We start from the raw sequence: 20,685 nt of genomic DNA on the forward strand, positions 1-20,685 counted from the left end.
CTAATAGTGCCAGCGTCGGAGCGTCAAGTCGAACCGTTATGGCTGGACACGTCGGGTCCGGGCGATATCGGGAATACGAAATTCAACTACGCGGTGCGTATCGTTATTGGCCAGCAGATCGGCGGAGGGAGCCGCACAGCACATGTCGTCATCAGCTGAGGGCACCGCGGGCCGCGGCTCGTCGCACCAGCCGCGTGAGATCGTCAACGTGGCCGTGCTGACCGAATCCGACCTCGGCTCCGAAGCGCAGCGCGAACGTCGCAAGCGCATCCTCGATGCCACCCTGGCGATAGCCTCCAAGGGCGGCTATGACGCAGTGCAGATGCGGGCGGTGGCCGACCGCGCGGACGTGGCCGTGGGAACCCTCTACCGCTACTTCCCGTCGAAGGTTCACCTGTTGGTCTCGGCGATGGGCCGGGAGATCGCGCGGGTAGACACCAAGACCGATCCGGTGACCTACGCCGCGACCACGCGCCACCAGCGGCTGAACCTGGTGGTCAACAAGCTCAATCGCGCCATGCAGCGCAATCCGCTGCTCACCGAGGCCATGACCCGGGCGTACGTCTTCGCCGACGCTTCGGCGGCCGGCGAGGTCGATCATGTCCAGAAGCTCATCGACTCGATGTTCGCCGGGGCGATGAGCGACGGCGAACCGACCGAGGAGCAGTACCACATCTCGCGAGTGATCTCGGATGTCTGGCTGTCCAACCTGCTGGCCTGGCTGACCCGGCGAGCGTCGGCCAGCGACTTCAGCACACGGCTGGATCTGGCGGTCCGCCTGCTGATCGGCGACGACGACAGCCCCAAGGTCTAGTCCCAGCGCTGAGCGGGACGGCTCTGCTTCGGAGATACTGAACCGGTGACGGCCATGACGGCGGCGCCGCTCCCCCGCCGGCTGGCGCACGCACTGGACCTACTGAACTTCACGCTGGCCGACGTCCGAGACGGGCTGGGTCCCTACCTGTCGGTGTACCTGCTGGTGACCCACCATTGGGACCAGGGATCGATCGGTCTGGTGATGGCGATCGGCGGCATCGCCGCGGTGGTGGCACAGACCCCGGTGGGTGCACTGGTCGACCGCACCACCGCCAAAAGGGCATTGCTGGTCGTCGGTGCCCTGGCGGTCACGGCCGCGGCCTTGGCGATGCCACTTTTCCCGGGCTTCTACAGCGTCGCTGCCCTGCAGTTGCTGACCGGCATCGCAGGTTCGGTGTTCGCGCCGGCGCTGGCCGCGATCACCCTCGGTGTGGTGGGCCCGCGGATGTTCGCCAAACGCCTCGGCCGCAATGAATCGTTCAATCACGCCGGCAATGCCGCGACGGCGGCTGCCACCGGCGCCCTGGCCTATTTCTACGGGCCGATCGTGGTGTTCTGGATGCTGGCCGGCATGGCCGCGCTGAGCGTGGTGGCCACACTGCGGGTCCCCGAATCGGCGATCGATCACGACGTGGCCCGCGGCATGGACCATCGAGCAGGCCAGCCCCATCCGCAGCCGTCCGGATTCGCCGTGCTGCTGCGCAACCGGCAGTTGCTGGTGTTCGGAGCGACGGTGGTGATGTTTCATTTCGCCAATGCGGCAATGCTGCCATTGGTCGGTCAGGAACTGGCCCTGGTCAACAGCGAGGTCGGCACCGCACTGATGGCGGCGTGCATCGTGGCCGCGCAGCTGGTGATGGTCCCGGTGGCCTATCTGACGGGCTCCAAAGCCGATGTCTGGGGCCGCAAGCCGATCTTTCTGGTGGGATTCGCGGTGCTGACGATGCGCGGGCTGCTCTACCCGGTTTGGGACAACTCCTACTGGCTGGTGGGGGTGCAGTTGCTCGACGGGGTGGGCGCGGGGATCTTCGGTGCACTGTTCCCGCTCGTCGTGCAGGACGTCACGCACGGCACCGGCCGATTCAACGTCAGCCTGGGCGCGATCACCGCGGCCTGCGGTGTCGGCGCCGCACTGTCGAACTTCATCGCCGGGCATATCGTGGTGGCCGCCGGCTACAACGCGGCATTCCTCGCGCTGGCCGGGGTCGCCGCAGCCGGCTTTGTGCTCTACCTGATCGCCATGCCGGAGACGGCCGCAACCAGCGGCCGCCCCGTGCCCCCGCTAGCCTGAGCGAATGCGCCTCAAGCTCGGCCGCCCCGATATCGGCCGGTACGCCGACCGCTTCGACGTCACACCCGCGCAACCGGACGCACCGGTGTCGGTCACGTGGCTGGGCGTGACCACCATGCTCATCGACGACGGGTCCTCGGCGCTGATGACCGACGGCTACTTCTCCCGCCCCAGCCTGGCGCGGGTGGCGTTGCGCAAGGTGGCACCATCTGCCGCACGCATCGACGGCGCTCTGGCCCGGGCCGGAGCGCGTGAGCTGGCCGCGGTGATACCACTGCACTCACACATCGATCACGCACTCGATTCCGCGGTGGTCGCCGAACGTACCGGCGCGGCGTTGGTAGGCGGTGAGTCGACCGCCAATGTAGGCCGGGGGCAAGGACTCTCGGCCGACCGCGTGATCGTGGCCACTCCCGGCGCGCCAATCACGCTGGGCGCCTATGAGGTCACACTGATCGAGTCGCGGCACTGCCCACCGGATCGCTTCCCCGGTGTCATCAACAGGCCGGTGGTTCCGCCGGTCAAGGCCTCTGCCTATAAATGCGGCGAGGCATGGTCGGCGCTGGTGGCGCATCGGGGCTCGGGGCGCAATGTGCTGATCATGGGCAGCGCCGGATTCATTCCCGGTGCGCTGGCCGGGCGCCACGCCGAAGTGGTTTATTTGGGCATCGGCCAGCTGGGCATTCAGCCGCGCCAGTATCTGATCGATTACTGGAATGAGACGGTGCGCGCCGTCGGCGCCTCCACCGTCGTGTTGACCCACTGGGACGACTTCTTCTCGCCCTTGTCGAAACCGTTGCGCGCCTTGCCCTATGCCGGTGACGACCTGCACGCCACCATGCGGGTGCTCAGTGAACTGGCCGAGACCGACGGCGTCGGACTGCACCTGCCCACCGTGTGGCGCCGTGAGGATCCGTGGGCCTGAATCTGACTCTCGCCCTGGTGCTGCTTGCCGTAGTGCTGGGTTTCGCGGTGGCCCGCCCACGCGGCTGGCCGGAGATGTTCGCGGCGGTACCGGCGGCCGCCATCCTTGTTGCCACCGGCGCCATCTCGATGCACGACGCGATCACCGAGGCCGCCGCCCTGATGCACGTCGTGGTGTTCTTGGGTGCGGTGCTGGTGCTGGCGCAGCTCTGCGACGACGAGGGCCTGTTCGAGGCGGCCGGCGCGGCGATGGCCCGCGCCGACGTCGGACCACCGCAGCATCTGCTGCGCCGCGTGTTCGTGATCGCCGCGGGCCTGACCGCGGTATTGAGCCTGGACGCCACCGTGGTGCTGTTGACACCGGTGGTGCTGATGATGGCCCGCCGCCGTCACGCGCCGATTCGTCCGCACGCGTATGCGACCGCCCATCTGGCGAACACGGCCTCGCTGCTGCTGCCGGTGTCCAACCTGACCAACCTGCTGGCTTTCCAGCAGGCCGGACTGTCCTTCGTGAAGTTCACCGCGCTGATGGCGGCGCCGTGGGTGGCTACCACCGCGGCGGTCTACCTGATATTCCGGTGGTTCTTCCGGGACGATCTTCGGGCCACCCCGGTGCATCAGCACGCCGGGCCGCCGCCGCCGATCCCGGTGTTCGTGCTGGTGGTGCTGGGACTGACCTTGGCGGGTTTCGTGGCCGCCGAGACCGTGCACATACCTGCGGCGTGGGCTGCTGTCGCCGGTGCCACCGTGCTGGGCGTGCGGGGCCTGGCGCAGCGCCGCAGCACCGCGGCGCGGATGCTGCGCGCCGCCAACCCGGGCTTCCTGGTGTTCGTGCTGGCGCTCGGCGTGGTGGTGCGTGCCGTCGTCGACAACGGGTTGGGCGCTCGGATGGCGATGCTGCTGCCGCAGGGCTCCGGCCTGCTGGCGTTGCTGGGGATCGCCGCGGTGGCCGCGGTGCTGGCCAATGTCGTCAACAATCTGCCGGCGACCCTGGTGCTGGCCCCGCTGGTGGCATCGAGCGGGCCTCTTGCGGTGCTGGCCGTGTTGATCGGGGTCAATATCGGCCCCAACCTGAGCTACACCGGGTCACTGTCGAATCTGTTGTGGCGCCGAGTACTGCGCCGGTACCAGGTTCCGGCCGGGGTCGGCGAATACACCCGGCTGGGGCTGTGCACCGTCCCGGTCACCGTGCTGGTCGCGGTACTGGCGCTGTGGGCCGGGGCACGCCTGATGGGGATCTAGCCGACCTCGTAGGCCCGGGGCAGTGGCATGCCCAGCTCGGCCAGCACCACTCGTAAGCGGCTCGGATAGTCGGTGATGAGGCCGTCGACGCCGGCGGCGATCTGCTGCCGCATCGCGTCAGCCTCGTTGACCGTCCATGGGATGACCCGGAGCCCGGCCGCGTGCGCGCGCCTGACGAAGGCCTCGTCCACCACCGCATAGTCCGGGGACACGATGTCCGCGCCGACGGAAACCGCCCCGAAGATCGGGTCCGGGCCCTCCTCCCACAGGGCGACCAGTGGAATGGCCGGTTCGGCGGCGCGCACCATCGGCAGGGTGCGCCAGTCGAAGCTCTGGATCTCGACCGAATCCAGCTTGCCGGCGGCGCGCACCGCGGCCAGGATCACGTCGACGAGCTGCTGCTGGTTGTCGGCATCGACCTTGGTCTCGATGTTGTAGCGGACTCCGGTGTGGCCGGCCAACGCGAAAACCTCAGGCAGAGTTGCGATCACATTGCCAGATACCACTTCTGCATCGGGGAATTCGGCAAGCAAGTGTCCGCAGTCCAGGGTGCGGAGCTGGGCCAGGGTGAGCTCGGCGACACGCCGTCCCACATAGGGATAGTCGGGGTCGCCGGCGAATGCCGGTCCGGTGTCTGTGCACTTGCGCGGCTCGATCACCGGGTCATGCCAGACCAGCGGCTGGCGGTCACGCGTCAGGACGATGTCCAGCTCCAGGGTGCTGACCCCGAGTTCGATCGCCTTGGCGAAGGCGTGTAGCGATTCCTCGGTGGTCTCGCCCCGTCCACCGCGGTGAGCCTGCAGATCGAAACCTGCGGGCAGCGCGTTCACCGACGACAACGGTCCTCCCATCGCCAGCGCCAGCGCCGTCACCGCGACGGCGATGCCGCGAATCACCGCCGCTGACGGGCGATCTCGGCCAACACCACCCCGGCGGCCACCGATGCGTTGAGCGACTCGGTGGGCCCGGACATCGGGATCGACACGATGGCGTCGCAGTTCTGCCGCACAAGACGCGACAAGCCCTTGCCCTCGGAGCCGACCACCAGCACCATCGGTCCGGCGCCATCGAGGTCGTCGACCATGGTGTCCCCGCCGGCGTCCAGGCCGACGATCTGCAGGCCGCGGTCGGCCCACGTCTTCAGCGTCTGGTTCAGATTGGGTGCCCGTGCGATCGGAACCCGGGCTGCCGCACCGGCACTGGTACGCCAGGCCACCGCGGTCACCGACGCCGACCGGCGCTGCGGGATCACGACGCCGTGCCCGCCGAACGCGGCCACCGATCGCACGATGGCTCCGAGATTGCGCGGATCGGAGATGTTGTCCAGGGCGACCAGCAGAGCCGGCGCCGCATCCTGGCGCGCGGCGGCCAGCAGATCGTCGGGGTGAGCGTAGCTGTAGGGCGGGACTTGAAGTGCGATGCCCTGGTGCAGACCGTTGGTGGTCATCTTGTCCAGGTCGGACCGCGGCACTTCCAGGATCGGCAGTCCGGAATCAGCCGCGCGGGTTACCGATTCGGTCAGCCGCTCGTCGGCCTCGGCACCGAGCGCCACATACAGAGCAGTGGCCGGGATACCGGCGCGCAGGCACTCCAGGACCGGGTTGCGGCCCAGCACGGTCTCGTTCTCGTCGGCACGCTTGGCCGTTCGGAAGGCACGCTGCTTGGCCGCGCGCTTGGCCGCTTTGGCGGCCGGGTGGTATTCGCGCTGGTGCGCCGGCGGCGTGGCGCCACGGCCTTCGAGTCCGCGTCGGCGCTGGCCGCCGGAGCCGACAGTCGGACCCTTCTTCGTGCCGGGCTTGCGCACCGCACCTTTACGTTTGGAGTTTCCAGCCATCTATTCCGCCCCCTCGACCAGTAGCGACCACTGCGGGCCGTCCCCAGTGTCGGTGACGTCGATGCCGGCGTCTTTGAGCCTGCATCGAATCTCGTCCGCCAATTGCCAATCCCGTTCCGCGCGAGCCGTTGCCCTGCGTTCCAATTCGGCACGTACCAGGACGTCGACCGCAGCCAGTGCCGCCGAGGTCTCGTCGCGCGACTCCCAGCGCTCATTGAGCGGGTCACAACCCAGCACATCCATCATGGCGCGGATCGCACCGGCGGCCGCCAGCGCGCCCTCGTGGTCGCCGGAGTCCAGCGCCCGATTGCCCTCCGCCCGGGTCCGGTGCACCTCGGCCAGTGCGATCGGCACCGAAAGGTCGTCATCGAGCGCGGCGGCGAACCGGGGCGTCCAGGTAGTGGGATGCACGGCGCCCACCCGGCTGCGCACCCGATGCAGGAACTCCTCGATGCCGACGTAGGCGTTGACCGCGTCGCGCAGCGCGTTCTCGGAGAACTCGAGCATCGACCGGTAATGCGCACTGCCCAGGTAGTACCGCAGTTCGGCGGGCCGGACTCGCTGCAGCACCGCCGACATCGACAGCACGTTGCCCAGCGATTTGCTCATCTTCTCGCCACCCAGGGTGACCCAGCCGTTGTGCAGCCAGTAGTTCGCGAAGCCGTCTCCGGCCGCGCGGCTCTGGGCGATCTCGTTCTCGTGGTGCGGGAAGACCAGGTCCATCCCACCGCAGTGGATGTCGAACTCGGCGCCCAGGTAGGTGCGAGCCATCGCGGAGCACTCCAGATGCCAGCCCGGACGGCCCGGTCCCCAGGGCGTGGGCCAGCTGGGCTCCCCGGGCTTGGCGCCCTTCCACAGCGTGAAGTCGCGGGGATCGCGTTTGCCCGTGGCGACCCCTTCGCCTTGGTGCACATCGTCGATCCGGTGCCCGGACAGCTGGCCGTAGTCGGGGTAGCTGAGCACGTCGAAGTAGACGTCACCGCCGCCGGTGTAGGCGTGCCCCGTGTCGATCAGGCGCTGGATCAACTCGACCATCTGGGTGATGTGGCCGGTGGCGCGCGGCTCGACCGATGGCGGCAGCACGCCCAGCGCGTCGTATGCGGCGGTGAATTCGCGTTCGTGGGTGGCGGCCCACTCCCACCAGGGCCTGCCCGCAGCGGCGGCCTTGGTGAGGATCTTGTCATCGATATCGGTCACGTTGCGCACAAAGGCGACATCGAAGCCGCGGGCGGTCAGCCACCGGCGTAGAACGTCGAATGCCACACCACTGCGGACGTGTCCGATATGGGGCGCGGCCTGCACCGTGGCACCGCACAGATAGATAGAGGCCTGGCCGGGCCGCAGCGGGACGAAGTCACGCACGGCGCCGGTTGCCGTGTCGTGTAGCCGCAGGCTGGGGCGATCGGTCACGACGGGCCAGCTTACCGGGGCGCGGGGCCTGGGACCGCCACACCCGCCTTTGCCGGGTGGTCGCCGGGGCGTCTGCCGACCGCCGTATCGGTGGACAGGGGGTGTGACGTGGCATATATTGCGGCAGTGAGTAAACGTCTGGTGGCAGCCTCAGGAGCGTTCTTGGCTGCGGTCGCATTTGTGGGTAGCGCGACCGCCTATGCCGAGGAGCCGAACAACAACCAGAACCAGGCGCAGCCCCAGCCCGCAGAGGTCATGGCGGCAACGACGTACAACGAGCCGACTGCCAACCCGAACCACCTCGACACCGAGGCCGCCGCCCTGCCCGCCGAGCACACCCAGGCGATGCAGGACGCCCAGCAGGACATGCAGGCCGAGCAGCAGCGCCAGCAGGCCGAGGCACAGGCCGAAGCGGCTGCTGGCGCGGCTGGCGGCGCAGCCGGCGGCATGGGCGCCGCCCAGGCCAGCGCTATGGGCACCCAGATCGCCATGTCGCTGGCGATGATGTCGCCGATGGTCGTGATGATGGCGCCGTCGCTGGTCCTGCCGATGCTGAGCATGTTCTCGACCTCGGCCCCGCGTGCCGTCCCTACGGACGCCGAAGCTTTGGGCGCCGCCGCCACCGACCCCTTCAACACCAACGCGTTGCCCGGCTCAGCCGCGGCCACCGACTTCTTCAACAGCGCGGACACCGGTTCAACGGTCAATGACCTGTTCAGCGGTGGCTCGGCGGCCGAGCTGTTCAGCAGTACGACTGGGACCGACGTGCTCAGTGACGGCTCCGCGGCCGACCTGCTCAGCAGTGCGACTATCACCGACCTGCTCGGCGGCTCGGCTGCCACCACGGAAGCCCTCGCACTGCCCGAACTTCCGGTCGAGGCCCTCACCACGCCCGAAGTTCCGGTTGACGCCTTCCTGACGCCCGCATTTCCGGTCGAGGCCCTCCCCACGCCCGACTTTGCGATTGACCCCCTCCTGACGCCCACTGACCTCGTCGCCCCCGTCACTGACCTGTCTTTGGGGGGGTTGGCCGGCATTGACTTCGCACCGAGCCTGGACCCGGGCTTCTTGGACCCGGGCATCCTGGACCCCACCCTTGTGACCGACGCCGGCCTAGACATCCTCGGCAATGTGGGTAGCGGCACCGCTGATCTGGCCGCCGGCACCGCAGATTTGGCCGCCGATGCTGCATCTGCGGCTGCTGCTGCTGCCGCCGATGCAGCCGCCGATGCAGCCGCTCAGGCTGCAGGAGACACCGCAGTCTTGGTTGCAGACGCCATCCCGGAGGTCGCCGGCAGCGCTGTCGAGACCGGCGTGAAGCTGGGCGGAGATTTAGTCGTCTGCTTGGTCGCCGCGCTGTTCGGCGGCTGCTGACCAAGGCCTTACTGATTCAGGCAGGCACGACAAGCGCGGTAGCCACCGCGGCAAGGCCCTCACCCCGACCGGTGAGACCCAACCCATCAGTGGTGGTTGCCGATACCGAGACCGGTGCGCCCAGCAGTTCCGACAAGAGCTGCTGGGCTTCGGCACGTCTGGGGCCCACTTTCGGCCGGTTGCCGATCACCTGCACCGCGGCGTTGCCGACAACAAATCCGCTCGCGGCGATCAGGTCACGCACGTGGGCCAGCATCACAGCACCCGTTACTCGTGCCCAGCTGGGCTCGTCGACGCCGAAAACCGCCCCGAGGTCTCCCAGGCCTGCGGCGGACAGCAGCGCGTCACACAGGGCGTGTACGGCCACGTCCCCGTCGGAGTGTCCGGAGCAGCCGTCGGCGTCGGGGAACAACAGTCCCAGTAGCCAGCAGGGCCGGCCTGCCTCGATCGGGTGCACATCGGTGCCCAGCCCCACTCGCGGCAAGGCTGTCACTGACTCACCACAGCCTTGGCGAGCACCGCATCCAACGGGGTGGTGATCTTGAAGGCCAGCGGATCGCCTTCGACGACGTGCACCTGCGCCCCGATGTGCTCGGCCAACGACGAGTCATCGGTGAACTGAACGCCCTCAGGAGCCTGCTGGTAGGCGCGCAACAACAGCTCTGCGGCGAAGCCCTGCGGCGTCTGCACCGCTCGCAAACCGGCGCGCTCGGGCGTGCCCAGAACCGTGCCGTGGGCGTCGACGGCCTTGATGGTGTCGGTCACCGCCAGCGCCGGAACCACAGCGCGATGCCCGGCACGCAGGGCCTCCACCACGCGGACCACCAGATCCGGTGGCGTCAAGGCGCGTGCGGCGTCATGGACAAGCACGAAGTCCGGTTCTCCAGCGCTTGCCAGGGCAAGCCGGACGGATTCGGCACGGTCGGCACCGCCGGCCACGACGGTCGCGGACTCGCCGAGGATCAGCGTGGCCTCGTCGGTGAAACCCGGCGGCACCGCGACCACGACCTGATCGATGACACCAGAACTTCGCAGCGTGGCCACCGCACGCTCGACCAGCGTCTGACCACCGAGAAGAAAGAATGCTTTAGGTCGGCCGGCACCCAGGCGCAGACCGGCGCCCGCGGCCGGAACCACGGCTACTGTGGTTGGCACTGAAGTTCCCGAGAGTTGGCAATGCCAGCGTCAGGATGCCGCGGCCAGTACCTCGTCGAGAATGATCTCGGCCTTGGCGTCATCGGTGTTCTCGGCCAGTGCCAGCTCACCGACCAGGATCTGGCGGGCCTTGGCCAGCATCCGCTTCTCGCCGGCCGACAGGCCGCGCTCCTGGTCACGGCGCCACAGGTCACGGACGACCTCGGCTACCTTGTGCACATCTCCGGAGGCCAGCTTCTCCAGGTTGGCTTTGTACCGACGCGACCAGTTGGTCGGTTCCTCGGTGTGCGGGGCCCGCAACACCTGGAAGACCTTGTCCAGGCCTTCCTGGCCGACAACGTCACGCACACCGACATACTCGGCATTATCAGCGGGAACTCGAACGGTGAGGTCGCCCTGCGCCACCTTCAGGACCAGATAGTCCTTCTGCTCGCCTTTGATGGTCCGGGTTTCAATCGCCTCGATCAACGCTGCACCGTGGTGTGGATATACGACGGTGTCTCCGACCTTAAAGATCATCTGATTTGAGCCCCTTTCGCTACCCCATGCTAACACGGCGCCACAACACCCGACCAACAACGGTGCAGGTCAGGGGCACCGCGGCCGCAGAAGGGGGGTTGACAGCACCCCGGAAGCGTGCTGGGTCAACGCCGACGAGAGCCTGATCTGGGCTGGTCGACGGGGGTCCCGGCGGACCCGTGGCCCTGAGCTACCGCGCCGGAAAGGTTGCTACTACAGTGCATAGTCAAAAGTCGCGACAGCCGAGCAGGAGACCATAGGTGAACTCGTTCAGCAGGGCCGTCAACAGTGCTGCGATCGCGTTGGTCGCTGCGGCGGCACTCGCCGGTTGCGGTACCGGCCAGATCTCCCAGACCGCTGACCAGGCCTCGGCGGTCAACGGCGCCTCGGCCACCGTGGGCGACCTGGCGCTGCGCGACGTGCGCATCCAAGCGACCCAGACCGGCGATGCGCTCGAGCCCGGCCAGACCGTCGACCTGGTGTTCGTGATCAGCAACCAGTCGCCGGACACCGACGACGAGCTCACCGAGATCACGACGTCCGTGGGCAAGGTGTCGCCGCTGACCGGCGGCAAGACGGTGCCCGTCGGAGGCGTTCTGGTGGTCAGCGCCCCGGCCGGCCCTGACCTGCCGACCGCCCCCGCCGCCAAGGCACTGCCCGAAGTGGCCAACGCCAACACCGCGACGGCCACGGTGACGCTGGACAAGCCGATCCGCAATGGGCTGACCTATGACTTCACCTTCGACTTCAAGAAGGCCGGCTCGGTCAGCCTGGACGTGCCGATCTCGGCCGGCCCGCTGTCCCACCACTGACACCCGACGGCGCGCTGCCACTGTCGGACCCACCCGATACGGTCTGTCGGTGGCCAAGGCACGTTCGCTCTTTCGCTGTTCCGAATGCGGCAATACCTGCGCGAAGTGGCTGGGCCGCTGCCCGGAATGCGGCAGTTGGGGCGGCATCGACCCGGTAGGTGAAGCAGCCCTTCCTGCAGGCGGCCTGCGCCCTGCGGCGCCGTCGCGGCCCGCGGTACCGCTCACTTCCATCGAGGCCGGCCGGGCGCGCCCTGCCCCCACCGGGGTCACCGAACTCGACCGAGTGCTGGGCGGCGGGCTCGTCCCCGGCTCGGTCACGCTGTTGGCAGGTGATCCCGGGGTCGGCAAGTCCACCCTGCTGCTCGAGGTCGCCCATCGCTGGGCATTGGCCGGACGGCGGGCCCTGTATGTGTCCGGGGAGGAGTCCGCCGGCCAGATCCGGCTGCGCGCCGAGCGCACCGGATGCAGCCATGACGAGATCTACCTGGCTTCTGAATCCGACCTGCAGACCGTTTTGGGCCACATCGAGGCGGTGCGGCCCACCCTCCTGGTGGTGGATTCGGTGCAGACCATCGCCGCCGCCGACACCGACGGCGTGGCCGGCGGTGTCACGCAGGTGCGTGCTGTCACGGCCGCACTGACGGCGGCTGCCAAGAATGCCGATGTGGCGCTGATCCTGGTCGGGCATGTCACCAAGGACGGTGCGATCGCCGGCCCCCGCTCGCTGGAGCACCTGGTGGACGTGGTCTTGCACTTCGATGGCGACCGCAACTCGGTGCTGCGGATGGTGCGCGCGGTCAAGAACCGCTTCGGCGCCACCGACGAGGTGGGCTGCTTCCTGCTGCGCGACAGCGGCATCGAGGCGATCGCAGACCCGTCCGGGCTGTTCCTGGAGCAGCGCAGCGCACCGGTGCCCGGCACCGCGATCACGGTCGCGCTCGATGGAAAGCGGCCGCTGATCGGCGAAGTGCAGGCGCTGCTGGCCAAACCGGCAGGCGGGTCACCCCGCCGGGCGGTCAGCGGCATCGACCACGCCCGGGCCGCGATGATCACCGCGGTGCTGGACAAACACGCCGAGCTTCCGATCGGGGCCGGCGACATCTACCTGTCCACGGTGGGCGGTATGCGGCTGACCGATCCGTCCACCGACCTGGCCGTCGCCATCGCGCTGGCATCGGCATACGCAGATCTGCCGCTGCCGGCGACCACCGTCGTGGTGGGGGAAGTGGGCCTGGCTGGTGATCTGCGTCCGATCAGCGGCATGGATCGGCGTCTCGCCGAGGCTGCCCGGCTGGGGTTCACCACCGCGCTGACCCCACCGGGCGCCCCGGAGACCATCGGCGGTCTCCGTACTGTTCCGGCCGGCAACATCGTTGCAGCACTGCACCATCTGGTGGAAATAGCTGACCGGCGCGGTGGTCAGGTAGCCCCGCCGCAGCTACTGGATCGAAACTAGAGGCGCGGCTGGGCCGCCGATTCCCCCGGCGATCAGTTGCCCGGCGGCGGTGCGTCCGGAAGGGGCATGTCCGGCGGCGGTGGTGCGTCCGGCGAGGGCTCGGTCAGCATGAACGGGACCGTCGCGGATCGTAGATTGCCGAGTTGGACTACCAGGTTGTAGGTGCCGGGACCTATCGGCTGCCGCGGCAGCGGGCACTGCGGGGCCGAACCCATCCCCGTCCACGTGACCGTGGTGGTCACCTGCTCACCGGGGTCAAAAGTCTTGACCAGCGTCTCGTTCGACGGGGCACAGTCCAGGTTCGACCACAACCGCTGGTTGTCCAACGAATAGACGTAAGCGGCCAGCACCGCAGCTCCCACGTCTCGCTTGCAGGCCACCAACCCGATGTTGGTGACAACCATGGTGAACTGCGGCTGCTCACCCACGGTGTACTGCGGACCGGTCAGGCCCTTGACCGCCAACGTCGAGTCGGGGCAGTCGTCGCCCTCCTTGAGCACCGGCGGCGGGACCACCGCGGCGGTCGGGGTGGGCGCCGGTGGCGGCGCCTGCTCTGCGGGCGCCACGACGGGCGTCTTGACCTCTTCGGGCGAGGCGTTCTGCGGCTTGGAGTGCTGCGCGGCGGCCTTCTTGCCGTCGGCATTGTCGGCACCGGCACTGCTGTGCATGACGCCGAAGATGATGGCCGACACCACGGCAATCACGATGAGCGCAATGCCCAGCGCGAGGCCACGTCGTCGCCAATAGATCTGCGAAGGCAGCGGACCCTGCGGTTCCAAATCGAGCACGTTCTCACGGTAGGACGACCTCAGCGCGAGTTGTCCGACCCTCCGCGGCGTGTCGTAGCCGCGTTGTGACCTTCGCCGACTAATCGGCCGCGTACTCGCCGATGTCGCCCAAGTGATTGCGCGCCGAAACCCGTCCATCGGCCAGGTGGTACGTGGCGCCGACAATCGCCAGCGAACCGGACTTGATCCCCTCGGAGATGGCCGCAGATCGGCTCGCCAGCTGCGCCACCGTCTCGGTGACGTGGCGGGCCTCGAACTCGTCGACGGCAGACAGACCGTCCCGACGGCCCAACAGGATGGACGGCGTGACCCGCTCGACGATGTCGCGCAGGTAGCCCCCTGGCACCGCCCCACCGTCCAACGCGGACAGGGTCGCCTTCACCGCACCACAGCTGTCATGACCCAGCACCACGATCAGCGGAACGTTGAGCACCTCCACCGCGAACTCGATCGAACCCAGCACCGCCGCGTCGACGACGTGGCCGGCGGTGCGGACCACGAACATGTCCCCCAGGCCCTGGTCGAAGATGAGCTCGGCCGCAACCCGGCTGTCGCCGCAGCCGAACACCACCGCGGTGGGTTTCTGGCCGGCAGCCAGTGCGGCGCGCCGGGCAACGTCCTGGCTGGGGTGGCTGGGCTGGCCTGCGACGAAGCGCTCGTTACCCTCTTTAAGTGCTTTCCAGGCTGAAATCGGGTTTGAGTTAGGCATGGGGGATATTGTGCCTGCGAATCGGGCGCCGCGCCCGGGCGGGATCGAAATTAACGATCTGTTCAACTGGTTCACGTTTGCCGAACGCGACCTTCCCTGGCGAGCCGGTGACGTCACCCCGTGGCAGATCGTGGTCAGCGAGTTCATGTTGCAGCAGACGCCGGTGACCCGGGTGCTGCCGGTCTGGCCGGAGTGGATTGCGCGCTGGCCGACACCCTCGGCGACCGCGGCGGCAAGCCAGGCCGACGTGCTGAGGGCCTGGGGCAAGCTCGGCTACCCCCGCCGCGCCAAGCGGCTCCACGAGTGCGCCGCGGTGATCGCTCGCGAATTCGCCGATACCGTCCCCGACGACGTCGACACCCTCGAACAGTTACCGGGGATCGGCAGCTACACCGCGCGGGCGGTGGCCTGCTTCGCCTACCGCAAACCCGTGCCGGTGGTCGACACCAATGTGCGTCGGGTGGTGGCCCGTGCGGTACACGGGCAGGCCGAGCCCGGAAACCCGTCGGCCAAGCGTGACCACGCCGACGTGGCTGCCCTGCTCCCCGGCCCCGACCAGGCTGCCCGATTCTCAGCGGCTCTGATGGAGTTGGGCGCCATCGTGTGCACCGCACGGGCACCACGTTGCGAAGCCTGTCCGCTTCAGCACACGTGTCGCTGGCGACTGGACGGCTCACCCCCGTCTACCGCACCCAAGCGCCCGACGCAGCGTTATGCCGGCACCGACCGACAGGTGCGTGGCAGGTTGCTGGATGTGTTGCGTGATAACCCCGTTGCGGTAACGCGGGCCGACCTTGATGTGGCGTGGACGGTGGACGTGATCCAACGCGAACGTGCACTGGCTTCACTGCTACAGGACGGCCTGGTGGAAGAGCTCGCCGATGGGCGGTACTCGCTGCCCGGTCAGGACAGGAACGATTCGACGGCCTCGCGATAGCGCTGCGGCGCGTCGTCATGGACGAGGTGTCCCGCCTCGGGGACATGCAGGTAGGTGCTGTCCGTTGCGATGCGGTGCATTTCGCACATCTGGCCCGGTGGGGTCACCGTGTTGCCGGCCTCGATGAGGAGCGTCGGCGCCTGCACCGCGCGCCACTGATCCCAGTAGTCGCGAGTGCCCCACTCGGCGGCGATCTGCAGCCACCACTCGGGTCGGCCGTGCAGCCGCCAGCCGGTCTCCGTGCGGTCGAAGGCTTCCAGGAAGTAACGCCCGGCGACGTCGCCGAATTCGGCGATCACCTCTTCGGCGCTGCCGAACTCGACGGGCAGGGCATGCACCCAGGGCTCCCACGGACCGGTGGTGCGGCCCTGAAAATCCGGCGCCATGTCCTCGACCACCAGTGCCGAAACCAGTTCGGGACGGCGGGCCGCCAGACACCACGCGTGCAGTCCGCCCATCGAGTGACCGATCAGGCCGACTGGACCCGCCAGTTGCTCCACCGCGGTGGCCAGGTCGCTGACGAAGCGTTCGGTGGAGATCGGTTGGGGATCGGGGACCTCGCGGCCGCGATGCCAGGGGGCGTCGTAGGTGTAGACAGCGCCCAGACGGGTCAGCCATGGCAGCTGCCGCGACCACGTGGTGCCACGGCCCATCAGCCCATGCACCAGCACCAGCGGCGCGCCATGCCCGCCGCGGTAGGTCAGCAGCTCGGTCGACGCGGTCTCCACTCGGGGCACGGTAGCCTAGGGCTCATGTCAGTGGTGAAGATCAATGCAATCGAGGTACCTGCCGACGCCGGTCCCGAACTGGAGAAACGGTTTGCCAACCGCGCGCACGCGGTGGAGAACCAACCGGGCTTTCTTGGCTTCCAGCTGCTGCGCCCGATCAAGGGCGATGACCGCTACTTCGTGGTGACGCATTGGGAGTCCGACGAGGCGTTCCAGGCCTGGGCGCAGGGCCCGGCCGTCGAAGCCCACGCCGGCCAGCGGGCCAAGCCGGTGGCGACCGGGGCATCGTTGCTGGAGTTCGAGGTAGTGCTTGACGTTGCCGGAACCGCCGCACAGGACTAGCCGATGAGGCGACCGCTGGCCGCCCTCGTGGTGACGGCGACGTTGGCCGCCGCGACCGCCGGCTGCGCTCCTTCTCCGGCAGCCCCTGCCGACGCCGGCACCGACGGCGGCGTGACCATTTCGACCAAGACCCCGCCGGGTCTGCGAGCCAAGCAGACCATGGACATGCTGAACTCCGATTGGCCGATCGGACCGATCGGGGTTGCCACCCTGGCCGCACCGGACAAGGTCGACCAAGTGGTCACCACCATGGAATCGCTGTGGTGGGACCGGCCTTTCCACCTGGACAGCGTCGATATACGTGCTGCCGCGGCCACCTTGCACCTGACCACGTCCTACGGCGCCCGCCAGGACATCCGGATCCGCACCGACGACAACGGCCTGGTCAATCTGTTCAAGCCGACCACCGAAGCCCCGGAGATCCATTCCTGGCAGGACGTCGACGCGGTGCTGAGCCGAACCGGTGCCCGCTACTCTTACCAAGCCTCGCGCATCGACGGTGGGGTCTGCACACCGGTCGCCGGCACCAACACCACCCAATCTCTGCCGTTGGCATCGATCTTCAAGTTGTACGTGCTCTTAGCAGTTGCCAACGAGGTCAAGGCCGGGCGCGTTTCCTGGGACGACCCGCTGACCATCACCGGCCGCGCCAAGGCGGTCGGCTCATCGGGCCTGGAGGAGCTGCCCGACGGTGCCCACGTCTCGGTGCGCAGGGCTGCCGAGAAGATGATCGCCACCAGCGACAACATGGCGACCGATTTGCTGATAGGCCGGGTGGGCACGCGGGCGGTCGAGCATGCCCTGGCCGTGGCCGGCCACCACGATCCGGCGAGCATGACGCCGTTTCCCACGATGTACGAATTGTTCTCCGTGGGTTGGGGCAAGCCAGATCTGCGGGAGCAGTGGCAGCATGGCACGGCGCAGGAGCGGGCGAAGCTGCTCAAACTGGCCGATTCCCGGCCCTATGAGCCGGATCCGATCCGCGCGCACGTGCCGGCGTCGGCTTACGGCGCGGAGTGGTACGGCAGCGCGGAGGACATCTGCCGCGTGCACGTGGCGCTGCAGGCCGGCGCGGTGGGTGAGGCCGCACCGGTGCGGGAGATTCTGTCCGCGGTTCGCGGTATCGAGCTGCCCCGCGCCGAGTGGCCCTATATCGGCGCCAAGGCCGGCGGCTTGCCCGGCGACCTGACCTTCAGCTGGTACGCCGTCGATCGGGGCGGCCAGCCTTGGGTGGTCAGCTTCCAGTTGAACTGGCCGCGTGACCACGGCAAGAGTGTCGGCAGCTGGATGCTGCAGCTGGCCAAGCAGGCCTTCGGACTGCTGCCAACGCAGCACTAGCGGCCAGAAGTCACGAAAGCCCCCAATTCCTTACGGAAAAGGGGGCTTTCGCGATTTCTTGCAATTACTCCGCGGTCGGTGCGCCCGCCTTGGCCAAGTCTGAGGACTCCGTAGCCGGCTTCGGCCCCCCGGCGAAGGTGAACACCGCGTTCTCGTGTGCACCCTCTCCGTCCCAGTTCTCGACATCGACGGTGACCAGCTGGCCGGGGCCGAGCTCTTCGAACAGGATCTTCTCCGAGAGCTGGTCCTCGATCTCGCGCTGGATGGTGCGCCGCAGCGGACGCGCACCCAGCACCGGGTCGAAACCGCGCTTGGCCAGCAGGGACTTGGCCTTCTCGGTCAGCGCGATGTCCATGTCCTTGGCCTTGAGCTGCTTGGCCACCCGGCCGATCATCAGATCGACCATCTCGATGATCTCTTCCTTGGTGAGCTGGTGGAAGACGATGATGTCATCGATGCGGTTGAGGAACTCCGGGCGGAAGTGCTTCTTGAGTTCGTCGTTGACCTTGAGCTTCATCCGCTCGTAGTTGTTCTCGCCGCCGCCCTGGGTGAAGCCGAGTCCGACGGCCTTGGAGATGTCAGACGTGCCCAGGTTGGACGTGAAGATCAGGACGCAGTTCTTGAAGTCCACCGTGCGGCCCTGACCGTCGGTGAGCCGGCCGTCCTCGAGAACCTGCAACAGGCTGTTGTAGATCTCGGAGTGAGCCTTCTCGATCTCGTCGAACAACACGACCGAGAACGGCTTGCGCCGTACCTTCTCGGTGAGCTGGCCGCCCTCTTCGTAGCCGACGTAGCCCGGAGGGGCACCGAAGAGCCGCGACGCGGTGAAGCGGTCGTGGAACTCGCCCATATCGATCTGGATGAGCGCGTCGTCGTCGCCGAACAGGAACTCCGCCAGCGCCTTGGACAGCTCGGTCTTACCCACACCGGACGGACCGGCGAAGATGAACGAGCCCGACGGCCGCTTGGGGTCCTTCAACCCGGCGCGGGTACGGCGGATCGCCTTGGAGACGGCCTTGACGGCGTCTTCCTGGCCGATGATCCGCTTGTGCAGCTCATCTTCCATCCGCAGCAGGCGGGTGGTCTCGGCCTCGGTCAGCTTGAACACCGGGATACCGGTCCAATTGCCCAGCACCTCGGCGATCTGCTCGTCATCGACCTCGGCCACGACGTCCAAATCACCCGAACGCCATTGCTTCTCGCGCTCTGCGCGCTGCGCGACGAGCTGCTTCTCCCGATCCCGCAGACTGGCAGCCTTCTCGAAGTCCTGCGCATCGATCGCCGACTCCTTCTCGCGACGAGCGTCGGCGATCTTCTCGTCGAACTCGCGCAGGTCCGGCGGAGCGGTCATCCGGCGGATCCGCATCCGCGCGCCGGCCTCGTCGATCAGGTCGATCGCCTTGTCCGGCAGGAACCGGTCGTTGATGTAGCGGTCGGCCAGGGTGGCCGCGGCCACGATAGCCGAGTCGCTGATCGAGACCCGGTGGTGAGCCTCGTAGCGGTCCCGCAGGCCCTTGAGGATCTCGATGGTGTGCTCCACGGTGGGTTCACCGACCTGCACCGGCTGGAACCGGCGCTCCAGGGCGGCGTCCTTCTCGATGTACTTGCGGTACTCGTCGAGGGTCGTGGCACCGATCGTCTGCAGTTCACCACGGGCCAGCTTGGGCTTGAGGATCGAGGCCGCGTCGATCGCGCCCTCGGCCGCACCCGCACCCACCAGGGTGTGCAGTTCGTCGATGAACAAGATGATGTCGCCGCGGGTGTTGATCTCCTTGAGAACCTTCTTCAGGCGCTCCTCGAAGTCACCGCGGTAGCGGCTCCCGGCCACCAACGAACCCAGGTCCAGGGTGTAGAGCTGCTTGTCCTTCAGCGTCTCGGGGACCTCACCGGCCACGATCGCCTGAGCCAAACCCTCCACCACGGCGGTCTTACCGACGCCGGGCTCACCGATCAGCACCGGGTTGTTCTTGGTGCGCCGGGACAGCACCTGCATGACCCGCTCGATTTCCTTCTCGCGGCCGATCACCGGGTCGAGCTTGCCCTCCATGGCCGCAGCGGTCAGGTTGCGGCCGAACTGGTCGAGCACCAACGAGGTGGACGGTGAACCGGCCTCGCCGCCCCGTCCCCCGGTGCCGGCTTCGGCGGTCTCCTTGCCCTGGTAGCCGCTCAGCAGCTGAATAACCTGCTGACGCACCCGCGTCAGGTCAGCACCCAGCTTGACCAGGACCTGTGCGGCAACGCCTTCACCCTCACGGATCAGGCCGAGCAGAATGTGCTCGGTGCCGATGTAGTTGTGGCCGAGCTGCAGCGCCTCACGCAGGCTGAGCTCAAGCACCTTCTTGGCGCGCGGCGTGAACGGGATGTGCCCGGACGGCGCCTGCTGGCCCTGTCCGATGATCTCTTCGACCTGGCTGCGCACGCCTTCCAGCGAGATACCCAGGGACTCCAGAGACTTGGCGGCCACGCCTTCGCCCTCGTGGATCAGGCCAAGCAGAATGTGCTCGGTCCCGATGTAGTTGTGGTTGAGCATCCGGGCCTCTTCTTGGGCCAGGACGACAACCCTGCGGGCACGGTCGGTAAATCTTTCGAACATCGGCGGCTACCTGCTCTCCCTCGCGATCGGCACTAGATCGGCCTCGGCTCGGCCGGCGTACCTGCCGTCCACTCTAGTGGGCGGCGTAGCGCGCTGTGACCTGCCTTGCAGTGCGTACTGAATCATCCACCCGGCGGGTCGGCCCCGAAGGGCCTGGCACCGGATGCAAGGAAGCAACGTCAGGGCCCCTCAAATACGTTTCCGAAAGGCCACCGGATTCGCCAGCAGCGAAAACAACGGCAGTTCCAGCTTCGGCTCTCCTGCGTCGAGCCTCGCTAAACCGCCCGGCTCAAACGGCAGTTCCAGCTTCGGCTCTCCTGCGTCGAGCCTCGCTGAACCGCCGGTCAGCTGGCGGCGTGAAAGGCCCGAGTTGGGTCATATGGCTTAGTGCCTTGAATTTTCGGCTTCCAGCGCATC

20 protein-coding genes are annotated in these 20,685 nt (G+C 67.7%); 10 read left to right on the forward strand and 10 right to left on the reverse strand.

The window, feature by feature from the left end:
• Positions 1-142: 142 nt before the first annotated feature.
• Genes kstR through BST15_RS15905 form a run of 4 tightly spaced genes read left to right on the forward strand, consistent with a single transcriptional unit; the run spans position 143 to position 4,273 of the window.
• Positions 143-814: a cholesterol catabolism transcriptional regulator KstR gene (gene kstR, locus BST15_RS15890; RefSeq protein ID WP_046191186.1), complete on the forward strand. Its 672-nt coding sequence runs from the start codon at positions 143-145 to the stop codon at positions 812-814.
• A 54-nt stretch (positions 815-868) separates the two neighbouring features.
• Positions 869-2,107 (forward strand): MFS transporter, encoded by a 1,239-nt coding sequence (locus BST15_RS15895; RefSeq protein ID WP_046191187.1) that lies wholly within the window; start codon positions 869-871, stop codon positions 2,105-2,107.
• A 4-nt stretch (positions 2,108-2,111) separates the two neighbouring features.
• Entirely contained in the window at positions 2,112-3,032 is a 921-nt protein-coding gene (locus BST15_RS15900) for an MBL fold metallo-hydrolase (RefSeq protein WP_046191188.1), read from the forward strand.
• Positions 3,029-4,273, forward strand: a complete 1,245-nt coding sequence (locus tag BST15_RS15905; protein WP_046191194.1) for an SLC13 family permease — start codon at positions 3,029-3,031, stop codon at positions 4,271-4,273. Before BST15_RS15900 ends, BST15_RS15905 begins: the two co-directional genes overlap by 4 nt.
• Here the strand turns inward: BST15_RS15905 and BST15_RS15910 are convergent.
• From BST15_RS15910 to cysS, 3 genes are read right to left on the reverse strand one after another with little or no spacing between them, the layout of a single operon-like run.
• The gene (locus BST15_RS15910; RefSeq protein ID WP_109370796.1) at positions 4,270-5,124 is read right to left on the reverse strand and encodes a glycerophosphodiester phosphodiesterase family protein; all 855 of its coding nucleotides are present in this window, start codon (positions 5,122-5,124) and stop codon (positions 4,270-4,272) included. The genes BST15_RS15905 and BST15_RS15910 overlap by 4 nt on opposite strands.
• Before the next feature lie 41 nt (positions 5,125-5,165).
• A complete protein-coding gene (gene rlmB / locus BST15_RS15915) occupies positions 5,166-6,107 on the reverse strand; it encodes a 23S rRNA (guanosine(2251)-2'-O)-methyltransferase RlmB (RefSeq protein ID WP_046191190.1) in 942 nt (313 codons plus the stop codon).
• Positions 6,108-7,517 carry a cysteine--tRNA ligase gene (gene cysS / locus BST15_RS15920; RefSeq protein ID WP_046191191.1) on the reverse strand — a complete coding sequence of 470 codons (1,410 nt, stop codon included), beginning with the start codon at positions 7,515-7,517 and terminating at the stop codon, positions 6,108-6,110.
• Positions 7,518-7,643: 126 nt separating this feature from the next.
• On the opposite strand from cysS, the gene BST15_RS15925 reads away from it, so the two are divergent.
• Entirely contained in the window at positions 7,644-8,891 is a 1,248-nt protein-coding gene (locus BST15_RS15925; RefSeq protein WP_046686417.1) for a hypothetical protein, read from the forward strand.
• 16 nt (positions 8,892-8,907) lie between these two features.
• On the opposite strand, the gene ispF is transcribed toward BST15_RS15925, so the two are convergent.
• From ispF to carD, 3 genes are read right to left on the reverse strand one after another with little or no spacing between them, the layout of a single operon-like run.
• Positions 8,908-9,384, reverse strand: coding sequence for a 2-C-methyl-D-erythritol 2,4-cyclodiphosphate synthase (ispF, locus tag BST15_RS15930; RefSeq protein ID WP_046190571.1), 477 nt, complete (start codon positions 9,382-9,384; stop codon positions 8,908-8,910).
• Positions 9,381-10,046 (reverse strand): 2-C-methyl-D-erythritol 4-phosphate cytidylyltransferase, encoded by a 666-nt coding sequence (gene ispD / locus BST15_RS15935; protein WP_046190572.1) that lies wholly within the window; start codon positions 10,044-10,046, stop codon positions 9,381-9,383. The genes ispF and ispD overlap by 4 nt, the downstream gene beginning before the upstream one ends.
• 30 nt (positions 10,047-10,076) lie before the next feature.
• Positions 10,077-10,565: an RNA polymerase-binding transcription factor CarD gene (gene carD / locus BST15_RS15940; RefSeq protein WP_046190573.1), complete on the reverse strand. Its 489-nt coding sequence runs from the start codon at positions 10,563-10,565 to the stop codon at positions 10,077-10,079.
• Positions 10,566-10,825: 260 nt separating this feature from the next.
• Here carD and BST15_RS15945 point away from each other — a divergent pair, with 260 nt between their 5' ends.
• Both BST15_RS15945 and radA read left to right on the forward strand, forming a co-directional pair.
• On the forward strand, positions 10,826-11,377 hold the full coding sequence (locus BST15_RS15945; protein WP_046190574.1) for a copper chaperone PCu(A)C domain-containing protein: 552 nt from the start codon (positions 10,826-10,828) through the stop codon (positions 11,375-11,377).
• A 49-nt stretch (positions 11,378-11,426) separates the two neighbouring features.
• Positions 11,427-12,833: a DNA repair protein RadA gene (radA, locus tag BST15_RS15950; RefSeq protein WP_046190575.1), complete on the forward strand. Its 1,407-nt coding sequence runs from the start codon at positions 11,427-11,429 to the stop codon at positions 12,831-12,833.
• A gap of 32 nt (positions 12,834-12,865) precedes the next feature.
• Here radA and BST15_RS15955 read toward each other — a convergent pair whose 3' ends face one another.
• Both BST15_RS15955 and BST15_RS15960 read right to left on the reverse strand, forming a co-directional pair.
• A complete protein-coding gene (locus BST15_RS15955; RefSeq protein ID WP_046190576.1) occupies positions 12,866-13,621 on the reverse strand; it encodes a hypothetical protein in 756 nt (251 codons plus the stop codon).
• Between the two features lie 79 nt (positions 13,622-13,700).
• Positions 13,701-14,330 carry a carbonic anhydrase gene (locus BST15_RS15960; RefSeq protein WP_046190577.1) on the reverse strand — a complete coding sequence of 210 codons (630 nt, stop codon included), beginning with the start codon at positions 14,328-14,330 and terminating at the stop codon, positions 13,701-13,703.
• On the opposite strand from BST15_RS15960, the gene BST15_RS15965 reads away from it, so the two are divergent.
• The gene (locus tag BST15_RS15965; protein ID WP_046190578.1) at positions 14,329-15,267 is read left to right on the forward strand and encodes an HhH-GPD family protein; all 939 of its coding nucleotides are present in this window, start codon (positions 14,329-14,331) and stop codon (positions 15,265-15,267) included. The genes BST15_RS15960 and BST15_RS15965 overlap by 2 nt on opposite strands.
• On the opposite strand, the gene BST15_RS15970 is transcribed toward BST15_RS15965, so the two are convergent.
• Positions 15,234-15,920 carry an alpha/beta fold hydrolase gene (locus BST15_RS15970; RefSeq protein WP_234708286.1) on the reverse strand — a complete coding sequence of 229 codons (687 nt, stop codon included), beginning with the start codon at positions 15,918-15,920 and terminating at the stop codon, positions 15,234-15,236. The two genes, BST15_RS15965 and BST15_RS15970, sit on opposite strands and share 34 nt — an antisense overlap.
• Before the next feature lie 99 nt (positions 15,921-16,019).
• On the opposite strand from BST15_RS15970, the gene mhuD reads away from it, so the two are divergent.
• On the forward strand, positions 16,020-16,337 hold the full coding sequence (gene mhuD / locus BST15_RS15975; RefSeq protein ID WP_046190580.1) for a mycobilin-forming heme oxygenase MhuD: 318 nt from the start codon (positions 16,020-16,022) through the stop codon (positions 16,335-16,337).
• 3 nt (positions 16,338-16,340) lie between these two features.
• Entirely contained in the window at positions 16,341-17,675 is a 1,335-nt protein-coding gene (locus BST15_RS15980; RefSeq protein ID WP_046190581.1) for a serine hydrolase, read from the forward strand.
• Positions 17,676-17,739: 64 nt separating this feature from the next.
• On the opposite strand, the gene clpC1 is transcribed toward BST15_RS15980, so the two are convergent.
• The gene (gene clpC1 / locus BST15_RS15985) at positions 17,740-20,268 is read right to left on the reverse strand and encodes an ATP-dependent protease ATP-binding subunit ClpC (protein WP_046190582.1); all 2,529 of its coding nucleotides are present in this window, start codon (positions 20,266-20,268) and stop codon (positions 17,740-17,742) included.
• Positions 20,269-20,685 lie beyond the last annotated feature (417 nt).

The organism is Mycolicibacter arupensis, assembly GCF_002086515.1.
Lineage (GTDB): Bacteria > Actinomycetota > Actinomycetes > Mycobacteriales > Mycobacteriaceae > Mycobacterium > Mycobacterium arupense.